Raw genomic sequence first — 24,919 nt, 5'->3', positions numbered from 1 at the left:
CAGACCGGGCCGCTGTCTTCCTCCATCACAGTTACTCGTCGTGCTTGGGCTGCTCCAGCTCCTCGAAAGGCTCGAGGGCGTTGCCCACGGTGCGGGGGTCGAGTTGCGTCTGGCTGCGATACGCCGCCCGGCCCAGCATGTTGCTCGCGACTGACGAGACGATCAGGGCAGCGCCGATGGAGAGCGCGGCCTTGACCCCGTCCAGGGCGGTGAGGTCGCCAGCGGTGAGGTCGTGGACGACTGCGCCGAGAATGATCAAGGGCAGGCCCACTCCGGTGGCAGGGCTGAGGTTGTTGACCCGGCTGATGGCATCGCCCGCCCGGAGCATGCCGATCGCGGTGATGGCGAAGAAGAGCGACCCGAGCAGCATGAGCAGCCCAGCCACGACCCCACCCACCTCAGCGGCGCTCATCGGTCCCCCCGCGTGAGCATCCGGGCGAGGGCTGCTGTGGCGAGGATCCCGCACAGGGTTGCCAGGAGTACCACGTCGTAGAGCACTGCGGTGGAGCTCAGTACGCCGATGAGGATGAACACCGCGGTGGCGCAGAAGAAGAGGAGATCGCCGACCACGGCGCGGGTCGCGTCGTCAGGTCCTCGGGCGATCTGCACGGTCCCCAGCGCGGAGGAAAGGATGACCACCGCGATGGCGGCGACGATCAGCCAGGTCATGGTCTACCTCCTCTGGTCGACGACCGCAGCATGTCCCGCATACCCTCCAGCTCACCGATGACCTCTGCCTCGTCGTCTCCGAAGAGCGCCTGAACGAAGGCCGCGCGGGGTTCATCGCCGTCCTGCGGGGAGACCCCGAGGACGAGAGTGCCGGGCGTGATCGTGATCGAACTGGTCAAGAGACTGACCTCCAGGTCCGTGAGGTCGCCCAGCGAGAGTTTGACGATCCTGGGGCGCTGGGTGGAGACGGGCCTGCACACGTCGACGGCCAGGCGCAGGGTCGACAGAAGCAGTTGCCAGACCAGCCAGGGCCCGTAGATGAACGTGAGTCGCAGCAGGGTCACTTCCCGGTCACCGCCTCCACATAGGGAGCGAGGTCCTGCAGCCCTTCAGCGGCCTGCAGGCACCACTCCCACAGCGGTCCCGGGACCAAGAAGATCGCCAACGAGGTGGCCAGCAGCAGACCGGCGGGCGCCAGGGTCCGCAACCGGATCCGGGCGTCGTCGGCGACGACGAGCGCGTCAGTGCGTCCCTTGCCCCGGGACGGCATCTCCTCCAGTGGGGGACCCCAGAAGACCTCGGTCCACAACCGTGACATCGCCACGAGTGTGCCGATGCTGGCGAGCAGCACGGCGCCGAAGACCAACCAGATGTGGAACCCGTCGAGCTCGGCAGCAGCCCGGGCGATCCCCACCTTGCCGAAGAATCCGGAGGAGGGCGGGAACCCGACCAGGGAGAGCATCCCGAGCGCCATCATCACCGCCAGCAGTGGCTCTCGGCGCATCAGTCCGGATAGTCCCACGAACTGCTGGGTGCGGTAGACGTGCTCGATGGCGCCGGCGCACAGCAGCAGCGACCCCATCACCAGAATGTGGTGGACCATGTAGAAGAGCCCGGCCGCGAGACCGAGCTGGGTGCCGATCCCGACCCCGACCAGGATGTAGCCGACACCGGCCACCATCTGCCAGGCGAGGCTGCGGCGGATCATCCGCTCGCCGAGGGAGCCGTACGCCCCCACCAGCATCGTCACCGTGAAGAGGACCAGGAGCACCGTCATCCACGCGGTCGCGCCGTCGAGAACGCTCTGGTGGATCCGGAAGATCGCATAGATGGCGACCTTGGTGTGCAGGGCTGAGAAGAGCGCCATCACCGCGGCCGAGGTGGCCGGGTAGGCCCGAGGAAGCCAGCCGTGCACGGGCACCACGCCAGCCTTGATCACGAGCGCCAGCAGGACCATCGCCACCGCCAGCTGGAAGCGCGGGTCGTCGGCGTCCGCCTCGGTGAGGACGGCGATGTTCACCGACCCGGCGACTCCGTACACCAGTCCGACGCCGATCAGCAGGATCGTCGAGGTGACCAGGTTGACCACCACGAAGAGTCGACCGATCCCGAGGCGTCGCCAGGACCCGGTCATCGCGATCAGGGCGTACGAGGGGAGCAGCATCACCTCGATGAAGACGAAGAGGTTGAACAGGTCGCCGGTCAGCAGGGCTCCGTTGACCCCCGCCGACAGCATCAGCACCAGGCTCGGGAAGAACCGCAGCCGGGCCTCTCCGACGCTCAGCGCGAAGAGGACGCAGGCGAGGGTGGCCAGGCCGGTGACGGTCAGCATCACGGCGCTGAGCATGTCCGAGACGAATGGGATGGCGATGCCGGGGACGAAGCCACCCACGTTGTGGGCCAGCACGGGGGTGTCGCGGTGCGTGACGAGCAGGGCGATCCCGCCGGTCGTCGTGAGCATCGGCCCCAGCAGGAGCAGAATGCGGGCCACTGTGCCGGGGACGAGCGCGCCCAGGGCGGCGCCCAGGAGCGGCACCACCACCATCAGCGGCAGGAGTTGACCGGTCATGCGCGGTGGTCCTCTCCGGTGTCCGGAAGGTGCCGGGTGTCGTCGTCGCGGCCCACCCGGGCCAGCGCCAGCATGAAGACCGTGACCGCGAGCGTGATCACGATCGCGGTGAGGACGAAGGCCATCGGCAGTGGATCGCCGGCCTCACGCGGGCTCCCCGCGCCCGTCAGGGGCTCGCCGCGCCAGGCGGAGACACCGGCGGAGAGGAGCACCACGTTGGCTCCGTGCGAGAGCAGGGTGATCCCGAAGACGATGCGGACCAGACTCGGGTGGCAGAGCAGGTAGACGCCGCCGGCGACCAGGATCCCTGCAGTGATCGGCAGGACGGTCACGAGACCTCCTCCTTGGCTCGGTGGGGAGTGTCCTCGGCCGTCGCCGGTGGCGGCGTGGAGCCGAGCCGGTCGAAGGCCACCATCACCAGACCGAGCACAGCGGCGTAGACCCCGATGTCGAAGAGCAGGGACGAGCTCAGCTTCGTGCCAGCGACGTAGCCGTACAGGGGCTGGAGGAAGGACGAGTCGGTGTAGCCGAGCAGGCCGGTGACCAGCGCGGTCAGCACGCCGCCGCCGATCAGGGCGATGTGCAGCCGCGGTGACCCGACAGCGCGGTCCTCGGGCCTCGAGAGATGGACGAGGGCGACGGCGGCCGACCCGACGAGGGCGGCGATGAACCCGCCGCCGGGAGCATTGTGGCCGCGCCAGAAGATGACCGCGGAGAGCACGAGCAGTCCGGGTATCACCACCCGGAGCAACAGTTGCAGTGCGCGCAGGTTGCTCTGGGGATCCAGCAGTGCGGCTCGGGCCTGCGGGTCGCGCAGGCCCGCGACCGGGCGCAGGGGAGCGCTGCGATCCCGATCGGGCGGGTCGTACGTGCGTGAGCTGATGGTGGTGAGGACCGCGACGATGGCCACGCCCGCCATGCCGAGAACCGCCAACTCACCCAAGGTGTCGAGGGCCCGGAACTCGACCAGGATCACGTTGACGAGGTTGTCCCCGCCGGTGACCTCGGTGCCCTCGGTGACGTAGTAGTCGGCCGGCCCGGACCGCTCGCGACGACCTGTCAGGACCCAGGTCGCGAGCCCTGCGGCCGTCCCGAGGGCAACGGCCAGGATGACGGGTCCGCTTCTGTGGCTCAGGTGGGTGGGCCCGAAGCGGCTGGGAAGTTGGCGCAGTACCAGCATGATGACCAGCACCGTGAGCACTTCGACCATGAGTTGGGTCAGGCCGACGTCAGGGGCGCCGAGGGCGAACAACTGCACGGTCATGGCGATGCCGACGCCGCCGAGGGAGACAGTGGCGGCGATCCGGGAGTCGGCCAGGCACGTACCGAGCACTCCGAGGGCGATGAGCAGCAGCAGGCCGATGTCGACCGGACGCCAGAGGTCGGGCTGGGTGGCCGGCAGGTCGCCGGTCGTCAGGATCGCGATGCTGCCCGCTCCCAGCAGGAGGGTGAGGACGATCAGGGGCGGGACGACGTGGCGGCGGGGGTGGTCTGCGGCGACCGTACGGGCGATGGTGCGTCCGAGGTCGGCAGCCGCCTCGAAGATGCGCTCGAGGGCATCGGCGCCGGTGCCGGGCAGGAAGTCGCGCTGCACGAGGGGGTACAGGGCGCGGCGACGAGTCATGAGCAGGGCCCCGATCGCGATCGCGGCAGCAGTCACGAAGAGCTCGGGAACCGGGCCGTGCCACAGGTGCAGCGGGTACGAGGCGGAGGCGCCCATTGCCTGGACCGCACGCTCGACCGGGACGTCGAGGACACCGACGGCGAGTCCGAGCGGCACACCCACCCAGATCGGCGCCGCAGCGGGCAGGAAGAGCAGTGCGTTCGGGCCGTGGGCGTCCTCCAGCTCCCGCTCGCCGTCGACGAAGCCGCCGAGGACGAGCTTGGCGCTGTAGGCGAAGGTCAGGATCGAGCCGGTGCCGGCGGCGACCAGCGCAACCACTCCCACCCACGCGGGCCCGGGGGCCTCAAGCATCGAGCCGAGGATCGACTCCTTGCTCACGAAGCCGAGCAGGGGCGGGATGCCCGCCATCGCGGCGGCACCCAGGATGACCGTCGCGAAGCTCCACGGCATCACTCGACGCAACTGAGGGAGCCGACGCAGGTCCCTGGTCCCGGCGGAGTGGTCGATGACGCCGACCATCATGAAGAGCCCGGACTTGAAGAGCGCGTGCGCGATGGTGTGGATGACCGCGGCGGTGAGCGCCTTCTCGGTGCCGACACCGATGGCGGCGGTGATCAAGCCCAGTTGACTCACGGTCGAGTAGGCCATCAGTCGCTTGAGGTCGTGCTGCTGGAACGCGAAGAGTGCCGCCATCGCGGCGGTGAAGAGCCCCACGCTGAGCAGCAGTACGTTCCAGACCAGCACGTCGGAGAACGCCTCCGAGAAGCGGAGCATCAGGTAGATGCCGGCCTTGACCACCGCTGCGGCGTGCAGGTAGGCGCTGACGGGGGTGGCAGCAGCCATCGCGTCGGGGAGCCACGGGTGGAACGGGAACTGCGCTGCCTTGGTGAACCCGGCCACGGCGACCAGGACCGCGACCGTCGCGGTCACCCCGGGTTGGGTGCCCCACACGTCGGAGGCAAGTGCCTGCGACAGCGACGTCGTGCCGGTGACGACGATGATCACCACGACCGCGATGAGCAGGGTGAGCCCACCGACGAAGGTCATGAAGAGGGTGCGGGTCGAGGCGGCCTCGCCGCCGGGACCCGACCGAGCGATCAACAGGAACGAGGCCAGGGAGGTGATCTCCCAGCAGGCGAAGAGCAGGATCAGGTCGTCGGCCAGGACGAGACCGACCATGCCGAAGGCGAAGGCGGTCATCCACAGGTAGAACCCGCGTTGGCGACTCCGGTCCAGATACTCCGCGGAGTAGAGGAAGACAGCTGCACCGATGACGAGGGCGATCATCACGAAGACCAGGCCCAGACCGTCCAGGCGCAGGGCCAGGTTGACGTCGAGCGCCGGTAGCCAGGCGTAGGTCTGGGTGACCTCGTCGCCCTCCAGGACCACTCGTGCCGCCGGGATCATCGAGGCGGCCAGGGCCAGGAAGACGAACGCCAACGGCCACCCGGCTCGCCGGCCCAGGGTGCTGGTCAACGGGACCACGAGGACGGGCACCGCCGCGAGAGCGGCGAGTAGCCACATCAACGTCATTGAAGACCCTTTTTCGACCGGTCGAGGTGTCGGCGCGCGGGTCGAGTCGGACCCGGACCGAGCAGGAGCGATGCTCGTGTCTGGTGAATCACAGTAGCAATCGCGACCGAACGTTCTGGGGGGTGGGTTGGCCCGACGCCGCCGAGGCATCGGGAGGGAATGTCGACCGGCTCACCTGTTGGCTGACACAGTGGAACCATGAGTGCTGAGCGCAGTCTTCGTCAGGTGTTCCTGCCCGGGACCGAGGGCGTCAACGCGTACGGCCTGCTGACGGCGCTCGTCGTGCCCCGCCCGATCGCCTGGGTCTCCACCGTGTCGGCGGACGGGGTGGGGAACCTGGCGCCGCACTCCTTCTTCACGGTGGCGAGCGCCCGGCCGCCGATCGTGCAGTTCACCTCTGTCGGCACCAAGGACACGCTGCGCAACGTGCTCGCGACGCAGGAGTTCGTGGTCAACCTGGCTTCGTTGCCGATGCTCGAGGCGATCAACGCTTCAAGTGCCTCCTACGACGCCGCGATCGACGAAGCGGCGGCCGTCGGGGTGGCCCTGGAGGCGAGCGAGCGGGTCTCGCCACACCGGGTCACCGACTCCCCGGCCTCGATCGAGTGCCGGCTGCACTCCACCGTCGAGCTGGGGGAGTCGACCCTGGTGCTGGGCGAGGTCGTGGCGATCACGGTGCGCGACGAGGCGCTGCGCGACGGTCACCCGACCATCGAGGGGTTGGCGCCGCTGTCGCGGCTCGGTCGTGACGAGTGGGGCCTGCCGCCCGAGACGATCGCTGTCCAACGGCCTCGCTAGTCCCTCAACCCAACTCGCGTACGTGGACCCGCTCACCGGCGCGGCCCATCAGGTGCAGCACCTCGGCCGGTTCGTTGCCCGCAGCGGTGAAGGCGTGCGGGGTGAGGGTGTCGAACTCCGCCACCTCGCCGGGCCCGAAGAGGTGTTCCTCCTCGCCGAGGTAGAGGCGGATCTGACCGGACAGCACGTAGAACCAGTCGTGGCCAGGGTGCACCTTGAGGGAAGGTCGGTGCTTGCGCGGCTGCACCGGGATCGTGACCTTGAAGGCTGCGACGTCCTGGGTGTGCTCCGAGACCGGGACGAAGGTCATGCCCCCGCGCCGGAACGGCTTGCCCTTCACGCGTGGGTCAGCTCTCTTCGTCGCACCGGCCAGCGAGTCGAGGGAGACGTCGTACAGCCGGGCGAGCGGGACGAGTAGCTCCAATGTCGGTTTGCGGGCCCCCGACTCGAGCCGGGACAACGTGCTCAGCGAGATGCCGGTGCGCGCCGCGATCTCGGTGAGGGTGAAGTTGCGGTGCGTCCGGATCGCCCGCAGCCGTGACGCCACGGTGTTGGTCGATTGCTCGTCCATCGGTTCCCACTCTCGTCAGTTCGCAAGTTCGCACTTGCAAGTCGCCACGCCCTCGGCAGAGTTGCCGTTCTGGCAAGAGTAGTTGCCAGGTGGTCGGTGCGGGGGAATGCTGGCGGCATGAACACAGAGACAGACACAGACGCAGGCACAGCGCAGTGGGACGTCATCGTCGTCGGCGGAGCCAGCGCAGGGTTGAGCGCGGCGCTGCAACTCGGGCGGATCCGGTACCGGACGCTGGTCCTGGACCACGGTGCACCTCGCAATCGGGTGGCCGGCCACATGCACGGCTACCTCGGCCGCGACCACACCTCGCCGCTCGACCTGACGGCCGACGGTCGCCGCGAGTTGGCCCGCTACGGCGTGGAGGTCCGCTCGGTCGAGGCCGAACTCGTGACAGGTGCGATCGATGACTTCACCGTGCGTACGTCGGACGGCCGGGAACTGCGCGCGCGCCGGGTCCTGCTCGCCTCCGGCGCCGCTGATGCTCTGCCTGAGGTGCCGGGCCTGGCCCAGTACTGGGGGAGCGGGGTGCACCACTGCCCGTTCTGCGACGGCTGGGAGTACGCGGACCAGCGCATCGCCGTGCTTCTGGACGTGCCCGAGGCGATCCACCAGGTGAAGCTGCTGCGCCGCCTCTCCGACGACGTGACGGTGCTGACCAATGGCCTCGAGGTGCTGGACCCGGAGCAGGTGGCGCTCATGGAGGCGCTAGGTGTGGAGATCGACCCCACACCACTGACCTCCGTACAACGCGACGGGGACGACGACGGCGGCGAGGTCAGCCCGCTGGACCTGGAGTTCGCGGACGGCCGCACACGTCGGGTCGACGCGCTCTTCGTACGCCCCACCCCGACACCGCGGGACTCCGCGGTGACCGCGTACGACCTCGAGCGCCAGGACGTCTTCGGGATCGCCTGCATCGCGGCCGACGAGATGGGACGCACCTCAGTGCCGGGTCTGCATGCCGCAGGCAATGTGGTCAACCCGATGCTCAGCGTCGCGGCTGCGGTGGGTGCCGGTGCCACCGCCGGGTACGCGCTGGCCGGCGAGCTCCTCTGATCCGTGGGGCGCTCCCGGGCGGGCCCGAATCAGGACCCCCATGCCAGGACCCCATGCCAGGATTCCGGGTCGCGTCCGCAGGTCAGGCCATCAGGTCACGAGGGTCGCGAGGTCACGAGGGTCACGTACGGGTGCGTCGGTCGCCTCCAGCAGCTGCTCGCGCGTGACGCCGGGCGCCAACTCGACCAGCTCGAAGTGTTCACCGGCGACGTCCAGGACGCCTAGGTCGGTGATCACCCGGTCGACCACGCCACGGCCGGTCAGCGGCAACGAGCACTCGCGTACGAGCTTGGAGCCCCCCTTCCTGGTCTGGTGGTCCATCAGCACGATGATCCGGCGGGCGCCGCTGACCAGGTCCATCGCGCCACCCATGCCCTTGACCATCGCGCCCGGCACCATCCAGTTGGCCAGGTCGCCGGCGCTCGAGACCTCCATGCCACCGAGCACCGCGACGTCGATGTGGCCGCCACGGATCATCGCGAAGCTGGTCGCCGAGTCGAAGTAGGAGGCTCCGGGGAGCACAGTGACGGTCTGCTTGCCCGCGTTGATCAGGTCAGGATCGACCTCGTCGTCGTACGGGAACGGCCCGACGCCGAGGATGCCGTTCTCGGCGTGCAGGGTCACCGTCGACCCCTTCGGAAGGTGGTCAGGGATCTGGGTCGGCAGTCCGATGCCGAGATTGACGTAGGCCCCGTCCTCGAGTTCGAGCGCCGCCCGCGCCGCCATCTGGTCACGAGTCCATGCCATCTCAGATCACCCTCTCGCGGATCGTCCGCTTCTCGATCTCCTTGTGGGCCGCCTGCTCGGGGGTGAGCTCGACGACTCGCTGCACGAAGACGCCCGGGAGGTGGACGGCGTCCGGGTCGAGGGCGCCGACCTCGACGACCTTCTCCGCCTCGACGATCGTCATCCGGCCAGCCATCGCGACCGGCGGGTTGAAGTTGCGGGCGGCTGCGTGGAAGACGCAGTTGCCGGCACGGTCGGCCACAGCTGCGCGCACCAGCGAGACGTCGGTGACGATCGACTCCTCCAACACCATGGGGACGTCGTGGAAGGTCCGCACCTCCTTGGGGGGTGAGGCCAGGGCGACCGAACCGTCGGGGTGGTAACGCCACGGCAGTCCGCCCTCGGCGACCAAAGTGCCGACACCGGTGGGGGTGTAGAACGCACCGACCCCGCTGCCCCCAGCACGCATCCGCTCGGCCAGCGTGCCCTGCGGGGTGAGCTCGACGGTCAGCTCGCCGGAGAGGTACTGCCGTGCGAACTCCTTGTTCTCCCCTACGTAGGAGGCGATGACCCGGCTGATCCGCCCCTTCTCCAGGAGGAGGCCGAGGCCGGCGCCGTCGACACCACAGTTGTTGGAGACCACGCGCAGGTCACTCGCACCCTGTTCCAGCAGTGCCTCGATCAGGAACCACGGGATGCCGGACAGGCCGAAGCCACCGACGGCCAGGCTGGAGCCGTCCTTCACGTCGGCGACGGCTGCGGCGGCACTGGCCACCACCTTGTCGTGCGTCATGAGATCTCCTCGGGGAGTGCGTTGGGGGCACAGGTCATGACGTCGCTCATGGCCTTCACGCTAGGACACCCCAGTGATATGGGGAAGTATTCGTTTGCCGCTGACTAGGACGACAAAGGTGTCAATCGACGCGAGGCCTGCCATCATCGTCGGCGTGGAACTTCGTCATCTGCGCTACTACGTGGCCGTCGCCGAGCTCAGGCACTTCGGACGCGCTGCCGAACGCCTGCACATGGCCCAGCCGCCGCTCTCCCAACAGATTCGCCAGCTCGAGACCGAGTTGGGCGTCCAACTGCTCGAGCGGACCACCCGCCGCGTCGACCTCACGGACGCAGGCGTTGCCTTCCTCCAGCGGGCGCGGGAGGTGCTGGCGGCCGTCGACGTCGCCAGCGCCGAGGCCCAACGCATCGGCGCCGGGCTCGAGGGCCGCTTGGTGGTCGGGTGCGTCGGATCCGCCACCTACAGCCTGCTGCCGAGTCTGGCGCGTACGTTGCGCGAGGAGTTGCCGGCGGTCGACTTCAGCTTCCGCGGTGAGATGTTGGTGCCCGAGCAGGCTCAGGCCCTCCTCGACGGACACATCGATCTCGCCCTCCTGCGCCCGCCCGTCGACCATCCGGACCTGGTGCTCGGGACCCTGCGACGCGAACGCTTCATCGTGGCCCTGCCCGAGGGCCACCGGCTGGCGAAGCGCAAGCGGTTGCGGCTCGCCGACCTGCGCGACGAGGACTTCATCGTCCACCCTGCCCACGGCCGCTCGGTGATGAGCGGCGCCGTGCTGGCCATGTGTCGCGAGGCGGGGTTCGAGCCCCGCGTCCGTCAGGAAGTGGGGGAGACGTCGACCCTGGTCACCTTCGTCGCCGCAGGCCTGGGGGTGGCGCTGGTCCCGGAGCCGGTACAGGCCCTGGGTGTGGCCGGGACGACCTACCGGCCGCTGGTCGGCGCCGGGCAGGTGGAACTCGCGGCAGCCACGCGGGCAGGCGACTCCTCAGCGGTCCTGGCACGAGCGCTGGACATCCTCACCGCGCTGACCCGCCAGAGTCACCGATCCGGACGCTGAGTCTGGTCCTGACGAGCGTCCCACCAGGCCACGACCCGCTCGACCACCGGTGAGCTGCCACGCACCCAGGTGATGTGGTCGTTGCTGGCGCCCGGGGTGACCTCGTCGCGCAGGTAGTGCCAGCGGGTGACCGCGTCGGGGTGGAAAAGGCGGGTGCTGAAGCGGTTGACCGAGCTCGCCGGCGCCAACGTGTCACCCTGCAGGCTCACGATGAAGGCCGGCGTACGGATCGGTTCGTCGGCGGGAAAAGGTGGCTCGCCGGTGATGACCATCCGTCCCCACTCCCGCATCAGGGTCCGTGCGCCGGGCGCACCGAAGAGAGGCTTGGGAAGGTAACCGAACAGCGTGGTCAGCACTGGCACGATCACCTTCGCCATGAAGCGGATCCCCAGGCCTCGCAACGGATAGTGACTGGGATGGGGGATGGCGGCACCCACGGTGACGATGCCGTCCACCGGCGGGCCGCTGAGCTCGTGGCCGACGGCGATCTGACCGCCGAGACTGTGGCCCAGGAAGAGGACGGGACGGTCGGGCTCCTCGGCGCGGGCGCGGACGAGCCCGGCGTTGAGCTCGGCGATCTCGTCGGCGTACGCCCAGTCGTGGCGCCGACTGGCCACCGGCAGGCCGCGCTCGAACCCCCGACGGGGCAGGGCCCGGGCATCCCAGCCGTGGGCCCGGAACTCCTCGACCAAGGGGCGGTAGTAGGCAGAGCCGATCGCCATGGCCGGGGAGATCAGGACCAGGGGCGTGGGGGTGGTGGTCAACTCGTGCTCCGTCTCAAAGGTGTGCGTGCCACGGATGCAGTATCAGGCACCGTGGCCCATGCTGGTGCCAACACCACCCATGTCGACGAGACGGAAGAGGTCAACTGATGCCGGACGCAGCCCCCACCGAACACCTGGACGTGCTCATCCTTGGGGCCGGGCTCTCCGGAATCGCTGCGGCACGCTACCTGCGCACCGAGCACCCCGCGCGGACGATCGCCGTCCTCGAGGCGCGCGGTGCCGTGGGTGGCACCTGGGACCTCTTCCGCTACCCGGGAGTGCGCTCCGACTCCGACCTGCAGACCTTCGGATACGAGTTCAAGCCGTGGCGTGACCGTGAGGCGATCGCCACCGGGCCGCGGATCCTGAACTACCTCCAGGAGACGGTTGAGGAGAACGACCTCGCCCCGCTGATCCGTTTCCACCACCGGGTCGTGAGTGCCGACTGGTCGTCGCGGGACGCGCGGTGGACGGTGGAGGTCGTGCACCCCGAGACGGGACAGACGCACCACCTGAGCGCGACCTGGCTCTTCAACGCCGGCGGCTACTACCGCTACGACGAGGGCTACACCCCCCACTTCGAGGGACGTGAGCGGTTCCGCGGCGAGATCGTGCACCCGCAGCACTGGCCCGACGACCTGGACACCCGCGGCAAGCGGGTCGTGGTGATCGGCAGCGGGGCAACCGCGGTGACACTCATCCCGTCGCTGACCGAGACGGCCGCGCACGTCACGATGCTGCAGCGCACCCCGACGTACGTGATGGCGCTGCCGAGCGTGGACGCCGTGGCCAACCGGTTGCAGAAGATCTTCGGTCCCGAGCGCGGTTATGCCATGAGCCGCACACTCAACGTGCACAAGTTCCGGATGTTCTGGCGGTTCCTGCGCCGCTTCCCGCACCAGGGTCGCAAGGTGATCGGTGCGGTCAACCGCCGCCTGCTGCCGGACGGCTATCCGGTCGACGTGCACTTCAACCCGCCGTACGAGCCGTGGGACCAGCGTCTCTGCCTTGCCCCCGACGGCGACTTCTTCGCCGCCATCAGTCGCGGCGACGCCGAGGTGGTCACTGACCGCATCGCCAGCTTCACCGAGACCGGCATCCAGCTCGAGAGTGGTGAACACCTCGAGGCGGACGTCGTCGTCACCGCCACCGGGTTGCGGATCCAGACCTTCGGCGGCATTGAGCTGAGCCTCGACGGTGAGCCGTTCGACCAGCGCCGGGCCGTGGCCTACCGCGGGGTGATGTTGAGCGGTCTGCCCAACTTCGCCTTCGCCATCGGCTACACCAACAACTCATGGACGCTTAAGGTCGGGTTGCTCTGCGAGTACTTCTGCCGCCTGCTGAGCCACATGGACGCCCACGGGTACGACGTCGTCGTGCCGGTCGCGGAGGAGGGCATGGAGACCCGGCCGCTCCTCGACTTCGCCGCCGGATACGTGCAGCGGGCGATCGACACGTTGCCGCTCCAGGGCACCGAGGCGCCCTGGCTGATGTCGATGGACTACATCGCGGACCGCCGCACCCTGCGCACCGGGGCGCTGGTCGACGAGCACCTGCACTTCGACGGCCCCGCCCTCAGGCGAGTTGCGACAACGCCCGCTCAGCAGCGTTGACGCCACACATGCCGTGGACCCCGCCGCCCGGCGGCGTCGAGGACGAGCAGAGGTAGACCCCGTCGACTCCCAACGAGTACGGGTCGGTGGTCAGGCGGGGCCGCAGCACGATCTGCTTCGCGGTGTTCGCCCCGGCGCTCACGTCACCACCGACGTAGTTGGCGTTGTACGTCTGCATCTCCGGCGCCGAGCGGGAGTGGGTCGCCAGGATCCGGTCGCGGAAGCCGGGCGCGAACCGCTCGATCTGCGCCGTCACGGCCTCGCCTGCGTCCCCGGTCCACCCGTGCGGGACGTGGGCGTAGGCCCAGATCGGGTTGACGGATCCCGCTGAGCGGCTCGGGTCCGCCAGGTACTGCTGACCGACGAGCACGTACGGGCGCTCCGGCATCCTGCCGCGGACGGTCTCGGCCTCCGCGGCGGCGATCTCGGGCGCCGTGCCCCCGAGGTGCAGCGTGCCGGCGCGACGGCACTCGTCGTTGAGCCAGTCGACGTCACCCTCGATCGCGTAGTCGACCTTGAAGACGCCCGGGCCGTAGGTGAAACGGCGCAGCGAGCGCGAGATCCGGGCGGGCATCGCGTCCCCGACGATGCGTACGGCCGCGTCGGGGGCGGTGTCGAGCATGATCACCTCGGGACGCTCACCCACGAGCTCGCGCACCTGGTCCAGGCTGGTCACCGTCGTCCCGGTGACCACCCGGCCGCCGAGTGACTCCAGCACGCTGACCATCGCGGTCGTGATCGCTCCGGAGCCTCCCTTGGCCACCGGCCATCCGGCGACGTGGCCCGCTGTCCCGAGCATCAGCCCGACGGACGAGCTGAGCGGCGTGTCGAGGCGCCCGAAGGCGTGGGCGGCGACCCCCATGAAGAGCGCGCGTGCGGGCTCGTCGTCCCACCGGCGGGTCATCATCGTGGCGGGCAGGACGGCGCCCAACCCGAAACGGGCCAGGGCGAACGGGTGATCCGGGATGTGGAGGATCGGCTGGAAGATCTCGTCCAGGAGCTTGTCGAAGTGCCGTGTCAGAGGCGTGAAGAGTCGCGCCCAGGAGTCGCCGTCGTCGCCCAGCGAACTGACCGTCCGAGCCATGTCACGCGAGATCACGCCCGCGCGTCCGTCGTCGAGGGGATGGGCCAGGTCGACCTCGGGCCACAACCACTCGAGCCCGTGGGCGCCGAGGTCGAGCGAGTTCAGGAAGCGCGAGAGCACCCCTGTGGGATGGAAGGCCGAGCAGTCGTCGTGCAGCACGCCGGGGAGGGTAAGCTCGGACGTACGGGCCCCGCCACCGGGGTGCTCGGACGCCTCGACGACCGTGACCTCGAGCCCTTCCTGGGCGAGCCTGATCGCGGCCGCCAGACCGTTGGGCCCACTGCCCACCACCACTGCATGCACGAGAACACCAACTCCTGCCAACTCTTGCGGGACGACGACGTCTTCAGGTCGAAGTCTTGCAGGCGTCGCCCATCGGTGCTCACACGCGGCGCGAAACCTCCACCACGGCCTTGCCGACGTTGGCGCCCGACATCATCCGGGCGAAGGCGGCGCCGGCCTGGTCCAGGCCCACGGTGCGGTCCTCGAACGCCGCGATCTCGCCGGCCGCCACCAGCGCGCCGACCTTCGCGACGTGCTCGGCGGCGAGGTCGAAGTGGTCGTAGATGACCATGCCCATCAGGGTGGCCCGGGCGGCCATCACGGCCCCGGCGCGCACGCGGGTGGCGGGAGCTCCGTTGCTCTGGTCCATGACACCGATGAGGGAGACCCGGGCGCCGACGGCCAGCTGCTCCATCACGACGTCGAGGGTGGCCTGGTCGCCCATGTGCAGGTAACCGTTGACCTTGTCGGGGCAGGCAGCTCGCAGGTCGTCGGCGAAGGTGTCGGAGCCACGCACGACGGCAGCGGCGTAGCCAAGCTTCTGGGTGGCGAGCGCCGCCTTCTCCCGGCTCCCGACGATCGCGACGGGGCGAGCGCCCGCGGCGGCCAGCAGCTGTCCGGCGAGAGCCCCGACGCCACCGGTGGCCGAGGAGACCACGACGGTCTCCCCGGCCGCCGGCATGACGTGGCGCTCCAGGGCGGCGTACGCAGTCAGTCCGGGCATGCCCAGCACGCCGAGGGCCGCAGAGGCAGGGACGCCGCTGGGGAGGTCGACCTTCGTGGCAGCACTCGCCTCCACCACGGCCTCACTGACCCAGCCGGTCTCGGCCACCACCAGGTCGCCCACGGCCAGGCTGTCGGACCGGCTCTCGACGACCTCGCCGACCGCTCGCCCACCGACCACGCCCCCGGGCTTCACCGGCGCGTCACCGAGGTGGCTGCCGCCTAGCGTGGACCGGATGTAGGGGTCGAGCGAGAGGTCACGTACGGCCACCCGCACCTGTCCGGGACCCACCTCGGGCAGTGCCTGCTCGGTGGTGGTGAAGTCCGTGGCGACCGGGACCCCCTCGGGGACGGAGGCGAGGACGACAGCCTGGACGGTGCGGGTGCTCTGCATGTGGACTCCTGGGACGGGGCGGGTCAGGCGGTCGGACGCGACAGGTACTTGCCGTGCTTCTCGTCCGTCACGACACCGTTGGTGACGATCTGGGTGCCGCGCAGGAAGGTGTCGGTGACCTTGGCGGTCAGCTCGGCGCCCTCGAAGGGGGTGTACTCCTGGGTGGAGACGGACTCCTCGGCGCGCACCGTCCAGTCGTGGTCGATGTCGACCAGCGCGATGTCGGCGTCCTTGCCCACGGCGATCGAACCCTTCGTCCGGCCCAGGCCGTAGCGCTCGGCGGGGTTCTGCGCGGTGAGCTCGGCGATCCGGCCGAAGGCCAGACCACGCTTGCGCCCCTCGCTGACCATGCCGGCGAGCATGTACTCGGCACCACCGAAGCCGGACTTGGCCAGGAAGACGTCGTCCTTCGGCTCACCGAACTTCAGCTCCTCCTTGCAGCACGCGTGGTCGGAGACGACCCAGTCGATCTTGCCGTCGAGCAGGTAGTCCCACAGGGCCTCGACGTCCTCGCGGGGACGCAGCGGCGGGTTCACCTTGCCGCCGACGCCGTGCGCGGTGTCGCAGTCGACGAGCAGGTGACCGACGGTGACTTCGCGGCGGAAGTCGATGTGCGGGAACGCGGCCGCCATCGTCAGTGCCGCCTCCATCGCCTTGCGCGAGGTGAGGTGCAGCAGGTTGATGGTCGGCAGGTTGGTCTCGTGCGCCAGGTAGGAGGCGATGGTGACCGCCAGGCCCTCCGAGTGCGGCGGGCGGGAGGCGGAGTAGGCGGGCAAGCCGGTCAGGGTGCCGTCCTCCTCGACCATCTTCGTGTACGCCGCCATGATCTCGGCGGTCTCGCAGTGCAGGGAGAGCGAGATCTGGTCGGCGATCTCCGGGTTCTCCTCGCGGGCCTTCTGCACGCCGCGCATGACGAACTCGAAGTGCGCGTAGTCGTACCGCTCGCCCTCGGGGGTCATCAGGAAGGAGGACTGGTCCGAGCTGCGACCGTGCAGACCGTAGGAACCGTAGAACATGAAGATCTTGAACGAGGTCACGCCGTGGTCCTTGACCAGGGCCGGGATCTCGGCGATCTGCGACTTGCTCATCGGAGCCAGGTGGTAGGTGTAGTCGATCGCGGCGTTGCCGTCGGTCTGCGCCAGCACCTCGGGGAAGAAGTCGGCGTAGTCGCCCGACTTGTTCAGGTAGTACTGGCCCGAGCGCATGTAGGACAGCGAGGTGGTCACACCACCCTGCGCCGAAGCGCGCGACTCGCTCGCGACATCGATCGGCAGCGGGTTGTAGATCCCCCAGTGCTGATGGGCGTCGACGACGCCCGGGAAGGCCACCTTGCCGCCGCCGTCGACGACTGTGTCGGCGGAGTCAGCAGGGATGCCGGCCTCGATCCGGGCGAACTTGCCGTCCTTGACGGCGATGTCGACGGACTGCGGCTCGTCGTGGCCGGGCAGGACGGCCTTGACGTTGGTGAGGAGGACGTCGTACTCGGTCACTGGAACTCTCCTTGAGGGGTGAAGGTCGACAACGGCTTCAGGACGGCCGTCAGGTCAGGTGCGCTGCGCAGGTCGAGCACGTCGGTGCTCACGGTGGTGGCGGTCTCCGGGGAGAGACGGCCGGCGACGTTGTCGCGGAACTTGGTCGCCAGCTCCTCGTCCGAGAGAGGACGGGCCGGCCCACCGCGGTTGGCCAGCACCTCCTCCACGATGACCTCGCCGGAGGTGGTGGTCAACGTGACCACCGCCGGGAACTGGAACGGGAAGATCTCGTTGCACTTGTCGTCGGAGACCACGTCGACCTTGGCCATCAGGTCCCGGCGCACCGGGTCCTGGGCCAGGGCATCGGAGTAGTCGTCCAACCCGGTGCCGAGGCCGCCGCCGCCGAGCAGCCCGGCAGCGAAGGCGTACGGCCCGGAGAACTGGGCCTGGTAGCCGGTCTCGGGGGTGCGCTTGACCTCGATCGGCTCACCGATGGTGCGCACCGTGGAACCGGCGACACCGACCACGACGCTGGCGACCTGGTCGGGAGTGATCCCGCGCTCACGGAAGGCCCGGCCGGCGTCCACGGTGGTGTGGGTGAAGTGGTTGGCCGGGTAGGGCTTGAAGAAGATGCCCGGCACTGACCACTCGGTGCCCAGACCGTCGGTGATCGCGGTGGGGAAGTACTGCCCGTGCAGCCAGCCCTGGAAGAAGCCGAAACGTCCTTCCAGCACGGTCGGCGGCCCGGTGAATCCGCGCCGCACCAACTGGGCGGCGGTGACTCCGGCCTGGGCGGCGACGCCGCAGTGCAGGCGCTTGACCGTGCCGCCTGTGCGGTTGGCCTCGATCACGCCGGCCGCCATCGAGGCGGTCAGGCCGAGGACGTCAGCGATGCCGTCGGCGTCCAGGCCGTAGATCATCCCGGCCGCGACCGACGAGCCCATCGCGCCGGTGATCGAGGTGGCGTGCTGGCCGTGCTCGAAGAAGACGGAGTTGCCGAGCTCGGCGTCGTAGCCGGCCATGCCCAGTCGGACCGCGACCTCGATGCCGACCGCGATCGCACGGCTGGTCAGCTCACCGGAAGCGCCGGCGTGCTCCGCGGCGGCGAGTGCTGCGGGGACGACCGAGGCGCTGGGGTGCAGCACCGACGGGAGGTGGGTGTCGTCGTAGTCGAGCGAGTGGGCCAGGACACCGTTGGCGAAGGCCGCCTGGGCAGCGTTCACCCGGGTGGACTCCCCGACGATCGTGGCCTGGGCGTGTCCGCCCTGGTCCAGCACGTGCGCGATGGCTGCGGCGCTGGTGGGGAGGCGGTGGGCAGCGACGCAGAGACCGAGAATGTCCAGCGTGCGCTGGCCGACAGAGGCCGTGACCTCGGCGGGGATGCCGTGGACCGCGCAGTGGTGGGCGAACGCGCCGATCTGCTGGGCCAACGTGGGGCCACCGTCGGCGGCGTACGTCGGGTTGCCCTCGGGACGCGCGTCGGGTGCGGGGGAGTACTCAGGGACCGAGGCTGTCATCTCAGGCGCCGACCACCGCGAGGGGACGGACCGGGGAGCCGGTGGCGCCGAAGAACTTCAGCGGACTCATCACGAAGAGGAACTCGTGGGTGCCGGCCTTGGCCAGGGCCTCGAGATCCATGGCCTCGATGATGTAGATGCCGCGCTCGACGAGCAACACCCGGTGGGCCGGCAGGAGGCCGTGACCCGCGCCGGGCTTGAGCTGCTCGTAGGCGATGGTGTCGGCGCCGGTGGCGTGGATGCCGAAGTCGGCGAGGAAGGTCGCGCCGCTGTCGGAGACGCCGGGCACTCCCGTGGAGAGGCCGCGGAAGAGGTCGCCGTCGCCGTTGTCGAAGTGCTGGCCCCAGCCGGAGCGGACCAGGACCACGTCACCCTCACGGATCTCGGTGCCCTGCTTGGCGAGCGTGGCCTTGAGGTCGTCGACCGTGATCTCCTGGCCGGGCTCGAGGCGCTCGACGCCGAGGGTCCCGGGCACGTCGAGCAGGACGCCGCGACGGACCATCGGCTCGATCGTGTGGGCGCCGTGCTCGAGGAACTTGCCGCCGACCTGGGCCTCGTACGCGTCCACGTCGCCGTAGAGCTTGCCGTCCTGGGAGACGTGGGCCAGTGCATCGACGTGGGTGCCGACGTGGGTGCCCATCGAGATCATGTCGTTGGCGGCCGAGCCGCCGTCGCCCCGCGTCATGTCACCGTGGCGTCGCGGCATCGCGTGCCAGTACGCCGGGTGGTTGGGGGACTGGGGCATACCCACGGTGAGGGTGCGACCCAGGTCGAAGATCTCGGTGCCCTGGGCGACCGCAGCCAGGAGCTGGGTGGTGGTGGTGTTGGTCATCGGTCCTCGTTCTCGTCTGTGCAGAGTCTGGTGGGGTGGGGCGTCAGCGGATGACGTTGCGCTCGCGCAGGTCGGCCAGTCGGGTCTCGTCGACACCTAGGCCGGTGAGCACCTCGTCGGTGTCCTCGCCGTGCTTGCGTCCGGTGAAGCGGATCGACCCGGGGGTCTCGGACATCCGCCACATCACGTTGTGCTGGAGCAGGGGACCGAAGTCGACGTCGTCGACCTCGGTGAGCATCTGGGTCTCGCGGACGTGCTCGTCCTCGACGATCTCCTTGGCGGAGTAGATCGGTGCGATCGCGGCGCCGGCGTCGGTGAAGGCCGTGACGACCTCGTCGCGGGTCCGGGCGCCGATCCAACTGCCGACCATGCCGTCGAGGAGGTCGGTGTGCTCGGCCCGGGTGTTGCCGGCCGCGAACCACGGCTCCTCGATCACCTCGGGGTGGCCGACGAGGACCATGACGCGCTCCGCGATCGCCTGGGCGCTGGTGGAGATCGCGACCCAGTGACCGTCGGAGGTCTGGTACGTGTTGCGCGGAGCGTTGTTGGTCGAGCGGTTGCCGTGCCGCATCCCGACGACGCCGGTCTGCTGGTAGACGGTGGGGCCGGGGCCCACCGCAGTCATGATCGGGGAGAGCAGGTCCATGTCGATGACCTGGCCCCGGCCACCGTTCTTCTCGCGAGCCAGCAGGGCCATGGAGACGGCCGACGACGCGGCGATGCCGCAGATCGAGTCGGCCAGGCCGAAGGCGGGCAGGGTGGGCGGCCCGTCGGGCTGTCCGGTGAGGTGCGCGAAGCCGCTCATCGACTCCGCGAGCGTGCCGAAACCGGCGCGTGAGGCGTACGGCCCGGTCTGGCCGAAGCCGGTGATCCGCACGATGACCAGGCCGGGGTTGACCGCGTGCAACTGCTCCGGTCCCACGCCCCAACGCTCGAGGGTGCCGGGCCGGAAGTTCTCCACGACCACGTCGGCGGTGGCGGCGAGGTCCAGGAAGAGAGCAGCGCCGTCGGGGGCGGAGAGACTGAGGCCGATCGTCTGCTTGTTGCGAGCGACCTCCTTCCACCAGATCGGGGTCCCGTCGACAGCCGGCCCGTGTCCGCGCATGCCGTCGGGCTTGGTCGGGTGCTCGATCTTGATGACCTCTGCGCCGTAGTCGCCGAGGATCTGGCAGGCGAGCGGCCCGGCGAGAATGGTGGAGGCGTCGATGACCTTGACGCCTGAGAGAGGACCAGTTGACACCGAGAGTTCCCCGTTCCGGTTGATGAAACAGCATTCCGATTTGGTGCAACTATACGACGACGGCGAGGACCAGTCCGTCAAGTGGGCCATCCAGGACGGCATTCTTGCGCGGAAAGTGGGAACGAGGCCCTCACATTGTGGCAATCAGTCCGGATTCTGAGTCTGGCGCGGGGTTGGCCCACGGCGGAACGGCCAGATTTCCTTGACCGCGGGCCGGAACGGAGTTTGAATACCGCTTGTCGGTACATCGTTTCGCCTCGTGGAACAGATCGTCGCTTCCGAAGACGTTTCAGCTCGCCGAGGTCATCTGAATTGGAGCTCGCATGAAGTTCACCCTGCGTAGCCAGAATGGTTTTCGGCGGGCGGGAGTGGCCACGGCCGCCGTCGCTTGTCTGAGCATGTTGGCCGCCTGTGGAGGCGGCGGGAACGACGGCGGCGGGTCGGGCAGCGCGGAGAACTCGGTCACCGACCTGGTGGTCGACGTCACGGCCGAGCCGGACTCGCTCGACCCGTTCTACCGCAACGTCCCCGAGGCCCAGCGCATCTACCGCCTCACCTACTCCAGCCTCCTGCAGTGGAACGAGGACGGCTCCCTGGAGCCTGACCTTGCGGCCGAGATGCCCGAGGTGAGCGAGGACCGTCTGACCTACACCGTCAAGGTGCGCGAAGGCGTCACCTTCCACGACGGCACCGTGCTCGACGCGAATGACGTGGTCAACACCATCGACCTCGCCCAGGACCCCGAGAACGGCGCGGTGTGGCTCTCAGGTCTGACCTACGTCGAGGAGGCCAAGGCGCTGGACGACCTGACGGTGGAGCTGACCCTGAGTGAGCCGTACGCCTACCTCGACGGGAAGTTGGCCATGCTGCCGATCCTCTCCGACGAGGACGAGTACGCCACGAACAAGACCTACGCGACGACCGAGAACGGGTCAGGGCCCTACAAGCTGACCTCGCTCAAGCGCGGCGATTCGATCGCGCTGGAGCGCAACGAGGACTACTACGGCGAGGCGTACCCGTTCGAGACGATCACCCTGAAGCTCGTCCCGGAGGACGCCTCGCGCATCGCGCGCCTGGCCAACGGTGAGACGCACATCGTGCCGGACCTTCCCGCCGACCAGGTGGACCTGGTGACCGATCGGGGAGCCAACGCCACGGTGGTGGAGGAAGACGTCTCGCGACTCTTCGCCTACCCGTCGATGAAGGCCGACCGTCCGACGTCGAACACCGACTTCCGTCTCGCCCTGGCCCACGCCATCGACCGCCAGCGGATCGTGGACCAGGTCTACGGCGGTGCAGGACGGCCGAACAGTACGTACCTCACCTACGGGACGCTCTTCCACGACGAGGAGCTCGGCAATGCCTTCGGCGCCGACCCCGACCTCGACAAGGCCAAGGAGCTGCTGGCCTCCTCCGGCGTGGAGCTGGACCGCAAGTTCAACATCATCGCGGTCAAGGACCCGCAGGTCACCAACGCTGCCACGATCTTCCAGGCCAACCTGAAGGAACTGGGCATCGACGCCACCGTGGAGTCCCAGGACATCGCGGGCTTCTACGGCGCGCTGGTCTCGGGTGAGTACGACCTGATCATGTTCGACGCCGCTGCGTCGACCTCGACCGGCTTCTCGCCGGACTATGTCAACGGCGGTCTCAACTCGAGCGCGGCGAACAACTTCGCCCAGTTCAAGGACGACGAGATGGACCAGTTGCTCGGCACCGCCATGACGGCGGCCGGCGAGGAAGAGCAGGCTGCGGCGTGGAAGGCCGTCCAGGAGCGTGACCTCGAGACGCAGGGCAACATCCAGTTCGTCGTCTCGCAGACGGCCCAGGGATGGTCGAAGGAGTTGGGCGAGAGCTACACCCCGTCCGCCCTGCTCTGGTTGAACACCCTGCGCGACGTGAAGTGAGGGTGTGACACGGCCCCGATGAAGGGCCTGTGAAGAACCGGGGGCGGGGCCGACAACGGCACCGCCCCCGGTGCGTTCTGCGAGAAGGGAAGTCGGATGGACGAGGCAGTGAACGTGACGAAGGGGTACGTGGAGGGACCGCACGGACAGGTACACGTCCTGACCGCTGGTCGGCCGGGGGTGGGGGAGCGGCCGCTGGTCTGCCTTCACCTCTCGCCCGGGTCCGGACGGATGTACACCGAGCTGCTGCTCGAGCTGGGCGCCGACCGGTTCGTGATGGCACCCGACACGCCGGGCTTCGGTGCTTCCGACCCTCCGCTGGCGCCGGTGGACATTGCCACCTTGGCAGAGTCGATCGAGGCCGTCGTGGATCACCACGGTGTCGAGGAGTTCGACGTCCTCGGCTATCACACGGGCAGCAAGATCGCAGTCGAGCTGGCGCTGCGCCATCCGGAGAGGGTCCGGGCGGTCACGCTGGTCTCTGCGCCGGTCTACACCGAGGAGGAGTTGCTCGCGCAGCGCCAGGCGCTGGCCGTCCCGCGGGCGCCACGGCCTGACGGCTCCCACCTGGTGGAGCAGTTCAGCGAGTTGGTGCGCTGGCTGCCTCCGGGCACGCCCCTCGCGTTGGCACAGCGCGAGTTCGGCGAGCAGCAGCGTGGCGGCGCGGGTGCGCACTGGGGCTACCTCGCGGCGTTCGACTACCGGCACGCGGAGATGCTGCCGAGGGTCACGCAGCCGGTGCTCCTGCTGTGTCCGGCCGACGACCTCGAGGTCCCCACCCTCAGGGCGGAGTCGTTGCTACGTCGAGGACGGTTCCTGCGGCTGCCTGAGTGGGGTCACCAGATGATGATCACCCGCGCGAGCGAGGTGGCTGCCCTGCTCCGGGAGCATTCACTTCAGGGCTGAGTGGGTCCGACCTCGGGACCCGGGTCGCGACGCAGGACCCAGCGCGTTCCGATCACCGCGATGATCGCGAGGGCCGATCCGGCGATCAGGAGAGCTGGCGGTGCCGGATGGGCGCTCAACCCGAGCGTCGTCGTCCACTGGCCGAGTGATGCCAGAGCAGCGATGCCCATCACGCTGCCGATCTGGCGCATCAGTGCGAGCGCGGCCATGGTGCTGGCCGTCTCCGGGCCGCTGACCTGGTCCAGCACGGTGTTGGTGTCGACGAAGTAGAGGACTCCGGCACCCAGGCCGATCAGGGCCAGCGGGACGCCGAGCAGCACCGGGTGCCACCCGGCACCGGTTCCGAGCCACAGGTAGGCGAGCGCGAGCGCCCACAGCCCCACCACCATCAGTTCGACGTTGTCGCGGTGGCGGCGCAGCAGTGGCACCAGGAGTCCGGCCAGCGGCATGCCCAGGTTGGCCACCATGAACATCAGTCCGACGGTCGTGGCGGAAAGGCCGCGTTGGTCCTGGAAGTGCACCGAGATGAGGATGGCGGTGCCGTTGATGGCGGCGTTGTAGGTGAAGCAGGCCAGAAGCAGCATCCGCAGGCGTCGCGGCCGGAAGACGGCGAAGTCCAGGAGCGGGTGGCGCACGCGGCGCTCCACCCACACGAAGGCCGTACCGAGGAGGACGGCTGCCACGGCGGCCGCACAGATCCACCGCCACTCAGCACCGTGGCGTCCGCTGGCGATCAGGCTCCACGCCACCAGCGCCAACGTCGTGCAGGCCAGGAGGAGACCGAGAAGGTCGACGCGCCCGGCCGTGGCGCGTGGGTTGGAGTCCAGGCGTCGGAGGAGGATGAGCGCCAGGATCGCGACCGGGATCCACACCACGAAGGTGGCCCGCCAGCCCACGTGCTCGGCCAGCGTTCCGCCGAGGAGCGGACCGAAGAGCAGGGTGCTGGTCCCAGCCGTCATCCAGATGCCGATCGCCCTGGTGCGCTGCACCGGGTCGTGGACGTTGGCTCCCAACAGGGTGGCGGAGTTGGGCAGTACGAGGGCGGCCCCCACCCCTTGGATGACTCGGGCGCCCAGCAGGACCGCCAGGCTGGGGGCGAGCGCAGCGAGGGCCGCGCCGGCGACGATCACGACCAGGCCCCACTGCACCGTGGCCCGGGAGCCGATCCGTTGCCCGAGGAGCCCACTGAGCGGCATGGCGCTGGCGGCCACGAGGGGAAAGAGCGCGGTGAGCCACTGCAGTCCGCTGAGTCCGGCACCGAACTCAGCGATGATGACCGGGGCGCTCACCACCAGGGAGGTCTGCTCGTACATGACGCAGCCCATGCCCAGCGCGCAGATGAGGGCCGCTGCCAGTGGGGAGACCGAAGTGGAGGCGCTCGGGGTGATTCGGACTCGTTTCATTTCTGGAACGACGTTACGCTACGCGGGATTCAAGGTGAAGAGCTTCTGATCACTTCCTGATGCAGATTGTGCCGAATACTCTTGAAACTGTGTTCCACTACAT

23 protein-coding genes are annotated in these 24,919 nt (G+C 69.0%); 6 read left to right on the top strand and 17 right to left on the bottom strand.

Annotation, left to right across the window (positions count from 1 at the left end):
* Positions 1-31: 31 nt before the first annotated feature.
* Genes DNK52_RS13695 through DNK52_RS13670 form a run of 6 tightly spaced genes read right to left on the bottom strand, consistent with a single transcriptional unit; the run spans position 32 to position 5,675 of the window.
* Positions 32-412, bottom strand: a complete 381-nt coding sequence (locus DNK52_RS13695) for a cation:proton antiporter (RefSeq protein ID WP_110241559.1) — start codon at positions 410-412, stop codon at positions 32-34.
* Positions 409-669 carry an MrpF/PhaF family protein gene (locus DNK52_RS13690; protein WP_110241558.1) on the bottom strand — a complete coding sequence of 87 codons (261 nt, stop codon included), beginning with the start codon at positions 667-669 and terminating at the stop codon, positions 409-411. Before DNK52_RS13690 ends, DNK52_RS13695 begins: the two co-directional genes overlap by 4 nt.
* Complete coding sequence (locus DNK52_RS13685) at positions 666-1,013, bottom strand: Na+/H+ antiporter subunit E (RefSeq protein WP_204163536.1); 348 nt, start codon at positions 1,011-1,013, stop codon at positions 666-668. The genes DNK52_RS13690 and DNK52_RS13685 overlap by 4 nt, the downstream gene beginning before the upstream one ends.
* A complete protein-coding gene (locus DNK52_RS13680; RefSeq protein WP_110241557.1) occupies positions 1,010-2,518 on the bottom strand; it encodes a monovalent cation/H+ antiporter subunit D family protein in 1,509 nt (502 codons plus the stop codon). Before DNK52_RS13680 ends, DNK52_RS13685 begins: the two co-directional genes overlap by 4 nt.
* Positions 2,515-2,850 carry a sodium:proton antiporter gene (locus DNK52_RS13675; RefSeq protein ID WP_110241556.1) on the bottom strand — a complete coding sequence of 112 codons (336 nt, stop codon included), beginning with the start codon at positions 2,848-2,850 and terminating at the stop codon, positions 2,515-2,517. The genes DNK52_RS13680 and DNK52_RS13675 overlap by 4 nt, the downstream gene beginning before the upstream one ends.
* Positions 2,847-5,675, bottom strand: coding sequence for a DUF4040 family protein (locus DNK52_RS13670; RefSeq protein WP_110241555.1), 2,829 nt, complete (start codon positions 5,673-5,675; stop codon positions 2,847-2,849). The genes DNK52_RS13675 and DNK52_RS13670 overlap by 4 nt, the downstream gene beginning before the upstream one ends.
* A gap of 198 nt (positions 5,676-5,873) precedes the next feature.
* Here DNK52_RS13670 and DNK52_RS13665 point away from each other — a divergent pair, with 198 nt between their 5' ends.
* Entirely contained in the window at positions 5,874-6,473 is a 600-nt protein-coding gene (locus DNK52_RS13665) for a flavin reductase family protein (protein ID WP_110241554.1), read from the top strand.
* A gap of 4 nt (positions 6,474-6,477) precedes the next feature.
* On the opposite strand, the gene DNK52_RS13660 is transcribed toward DNK52_RS13665, so the two are convergent.
* The gene (locus DNK52_RS13660) at positions 6,478-7,044 is read right to left on the bottom strand and encodes a helix-turn-helix domain-containing protein (protein ID WP_110241553.1); all 567 of its coding nucleotides are present in this window, start codon (positions 7,042-7,044) and stop codon (positions 6,478-6,480) included.
* Between the two features lie 117 nt (positions 7,045-7,161).
* Between DNK52_RS13660 and DNK52_RS13655 the strand changes: the two genes are divergently transcribed.
* Positions 7,162-8,103, top strand: coding sequence for an NAD(P)/FAD-dependent oxidoreductase (locus DNK52_RS13655; protein WP_110241552.1), 942 nt, complete (start codon positions 7,162-7,164; stop codon positions 8,101-8,103).
* A 90-nt stretch (positions 8,104-8,193) separates the two neighbouring features.
* Here the strand turns inward: DNK52_RS13655 and DNK52_RS13650 are convergent, their stop codons facing one another.
* Complete coding sequence (locus tag DNK52_RS13650) at positions 8,194-8,850, bottom strand: CoA transferase subunit B (RefSeq protein ID WP_110241551.1); 657 nt, start codon at positions 8,848-8,850, stop codon at positions 8,194-8,196.
* Position 8,851: 1 nt separating this feature from the next.
* Positions 8,852-9,622, bottom strand: a complete 771-nt coding sequence (locus DNK52_RS13645) for a CoA transferase subunit A (protein WP_110241550.1) — start codon at positions 9,620-9,622, stop codon at positions 8,852-8,854.
* 154 nt (positions 9,623-9,776) lie between these two features.
* On the opposite strand from DNK52_RS13645, the gene DNK52_RS13640 reads away from it, so the two are divergent.
* Positions 9,777-10,679: a LysR substrate-binding domain-containing protein gene (locus DNK52_RS13640; protein ID WP_110241646.1), complete on the top strand. Its 903-nt coding sequence runs from the start codon at positions 9,777-9,779 to the stop codon at positions 10,677-10,679.
* Here DNK52_RS13640 and DNK52_RS13635 read toward each other — a convergent pair.
* On the bottom strand, positions 10,661-11,443 hold the full coding sequence (locus tag DNK52_RS13635) for an alpha/beta fold hydrolase (protein WP_204163535.1): 783 nt from the start codon (positions 11,441-11,443) through the stop codon (positions 10,661-10,663). The two genes, DNK52_RS13640 and DNK52_RS13635, sit on opposite strands and share 19 nt — an antisense overlap.
* Before the next feature lie 107 nt (positions 11,444-11,550).
* On the opposite strand from DNK52_RS13635, the gene DNK52_RS13630 reads away from it, so the two are divergent.
* On the top strand, positions 11,551-13,056 hold the full coding sequence (locus tag DNK52_RS13630; RefSeq protein WP_110241549.1) for a flavin-containing monooxygenase: 1,506 nt from the start codon (positions 11,551-11,553) through the stop codon (positions 13,054-13,056).
* On the opposite strand, the gene DNK52_RS13625 is transcribed toward DNK52_RS13630, so the two are convergent.
* The 6 genes from DNK52_RS13625 to DNK52_RS13600 all read right to left on the bottom strand — a co-directional run bounded on the left by DNK52_RS13625 (position 13,019) and on the right by DNK52_RS13600 (position 20,600).
* Positions 13,019-14,443 (bottom strand): phytoene desaturase family protein, encoded by a 1,425-nt coding sequence (locus DNK52_RS13625; protein ID WP_239455608.1) that lies wholly within the window; start codon positions 14,441-14,443, stop codon positions 13,019-13,021. The genes DNK52_RS13630 and DNK52_RS13625 overlap by 38 nt on opposite strands.
* Positions 14,444-14,522: 79 nt before the next feature.
* Positions 14,523-15,539, bottom strand: a complete 1,017-nt coding sequence (locus DNK52_RS13620; protein WP_110241548.1) for an MDR family NADP-dependent oxidoreductase — start codon at positions 15,537-15,539, stop codon at positions 14,523-14,525.
* A gap of 23 nt (positions 15,540-15,562) precedes the next feature.
* Complete coding sequence (locus DNK52_RS13615) at positions 15,563-17,029, bottom strand: dihydroorotase (protein WP_110241547.1); 1,467 nt, start codon at positions 17,027-17,029, stop codon at positions 15,563-15,565.
* Entirely contained in the window at positions 17,026-18,528 is a 1,503-nt protein-coding gene (locus DNK52_RS13610; RefSeq protein WP_110241546.1) for an MmgE/PrpD family protein, read from the bottom strand. The genes DNK52_RS13615 and DNK52_RS13610 overlap by 4 nt, the downstream gene beginning before the upstream one ends.
* Before the next feature lies 1 nt (position 18,529).
* Positions 18,530-19,360, bottom strand: a complete 831-nt coding sequence (locus DNK52_RS13605) for a cyclase family protein (RefSeq protein WP_110241545.1) — start codon at positions 19,358-19,360, stop codon at positions 18,530-18,532.
* A 43-nt stretch (positions 19,361-19,403) separates the two neighbouring features.
* On the bottom strand, positions 19,404-20,600 hold the full coding sequence (locus DNK52_RS13600) for a CaiB/BaiF CoA transferase family protein (protein ID WP_110241544.1): 1,197 nt from the start codon (positions 20,598-20,600) through the stop codon (positions 19,404-19,406).
* Between the two features lie 323 nt (positions 20,601-20,923).
* Between DNK52_RS13600 and DNK52_RS13595 the strand changes: the two genes are divergently transcribed.
* Both DNK52_RS13595 and DNK52_RS13590 read left to right on the top strand, forming a co-directional pair.
* Positions 20,924-22,507, top strand: coding sequence for an ABC transporter substrate-binding protein (locus DNK52_RS13595; RefSeq protein ID WP_110241543.1), 1,584 nt, complete (start codon positions 20,924-20,926; stop codon positions 22,505-22,507).
* A 96-nt stretch (positions 22,508-22,603) separates the two neighbouring features.
* Positions 22,604-23,413, top strand: coding sequence for an alpha/beta fold hydrolase (locus DNK52_RS13590; RefSeq protein ID WP_110241542.1), 810 nt, complete (start codon positions 22,604-22,606; stop codon positions 23,411-23,413).
* Here the strand turns inward: DNK52_RS13590 and DNK52_RS13585 are convergent.
* Positions 23,404-24,816 (bottom strand): MFS transporter, encoded by a 1,413-nt coding sequence (locus DNK52_RS13585; RefSeq protein ID WP_110241541.1) that lies wholly within the window; start codon positions 24,814-24,816, stop codon positions 23,404-23,406. The genes DNK52_RS13590 and DNK52_RS13585 overlap by 10 nt on opposite strands.
* Positions 24,817-24,919 lie beyond the last annotated feature (103 nt).

Origin of the sequence: Nocardioides gilvus (assembly GCF_003194605.1) — a bacterium.
GTDB classification, from domain to species: Bacteria; Actinomycetota; Actinomycetes; order Propionibacteriales; family Nocardioidaceae; genus Nocardioides; species Nocardioides gilvus.
This window is presented reverse-complemented; position numbering and strand designations above follow the sequence as displayed.